General features: G+C 75.4%; 1 protein-coding gene. It reads left to right on the top strand.

What is annotated here, in order from left to right; translation table 11 throughout:
* On the top strand, positions 1-1241 hold a 1241-nt coding region (gene xseA, locus OERS_RS20375; protein ID WP_068627791.1), incomplete at its 5' end, for an exodeoxyribonuclease VII large subunit.
* Between the last annotated feature and the right edge of the window lie 25 nt (positions 1242-1266).

The raw sequence follows: 1266 nt of genomic DNA, 5'->3' as shown, positions 1-1266 counted from the left end.
CTCCGCGGTCGTGTCGAGGGCCCGCGCTCCCCGCCCGGGCCCTCGACACGACCGCGGAGAACCCGTGGCCCGTCCGGCTGCTGTCGAGCAAGATCACGGCCTACATCGACAAGATGGCCCCCGTCTGGGTCGAGGGGCAGGTCGTCCAGCTCAACCGTCGCCCCGGTGCCTCCATGGCCTTCCTGACCCTGCGGGACACCGACGCCGACATGTCGCTCCCGGTCGCCGCCCTCGCCAAGGTCTTCGAGGCCGCGAGCACGCCGCTCACCGAGGGCGCGCACGTCGTCGTCCACGCCAAGCCGGTCTTCTGGCCCAAGCGCGGGTCGTTCCAGCTCCAGGCGAGCGAGGTGCGCACGGTCGGGATCGGCGAGCTGCTGGCCCGCATCGAGCACCTCAAGCGGGTCCTGGCCGCCGAGGGCCTGTTCGACGCGGCCCGCAAGGTCCCGCTGCCCTTCCTCCCGGCGGTCGTCGGCCTGGTGTGCGGCCGCGAGTCCAAGGCCGAGCACGACGTCGTGGTCAACGCCCGCGCCCGCTGGCCCCAGGTGCGCTTCGAGATCCGCGAGGTCGCGGTCCAGGGCACGGGGGCCGTCGCGCAGGTGAGCGCAGCGATCGCCGAGCTCGACGCGCGCCCCGACGTCGACGTGATCGTGGTCGCGCGCGGCGGCGGCGCGGTCGAGGACCTCCTGCCGTTCAGCAACGAGGCCCTGGTCCGGGCCGCGGCGGCCTGCCGCACCCCGCTCGTGAGCGCGATCGGCCACGAGACCGACACCCCGCTCCTGGACCTCGTCGCCGACTACCGCGCCTCGACCCCCACGGACGCCGCCAAGCGCATCGTGCCGGACGTGGGCGAGGAGCGTGCGCGCGTCCTGCAGGCCCGGTCCCGGATCCGCGCCGCGATCACGCACCAGCTCCAGCGCGAGCAGTCCCGTCTGGACAGCGCACGCTCGCGCCCGGTGCTCGCGGCCCCCGAGACCATGATCTCGACGCGCGAGCAGCAGGTCCTCACCGCGAGGGACCGGGCCCGGCGCTCGCTCGACGCGATCCTGCTGCGCGCGCACGGCGAGGCCGACCGGCTCGCTGCCCAGGTGCGCGCCCTGTCCCCCGCCTCGACGCTCGAGCGGGGCTACGCCGTCGTGCACGGACCGGACGGGGCGATCGTCCGCTCCCCCGACGACGTGAGCCCGGGCGGCGCGCTGCACGACCGCCTCGCCCAGGGCGCGATCGACGCCACCGTGCGCTGAGCCCGTCCCGCCACCAGCACCACCC

Origin of the sequence: Oerskovia enterophila (assembly GCF_001692445.1) — a bacterium.
In the GTDB taxonomy this organism is placed as follows: Bacteria; Actinomycetota; Actinomycetes; order Actinomycetales; family Cellulomonadaceae; genus Oerskovia; species Oerskovia enterophila.
The sequence above is the reverse complement of the archived record's forward strand: the minus strand, read 5'-3'. Positions and strand labels throughout refer to the sequence as shown.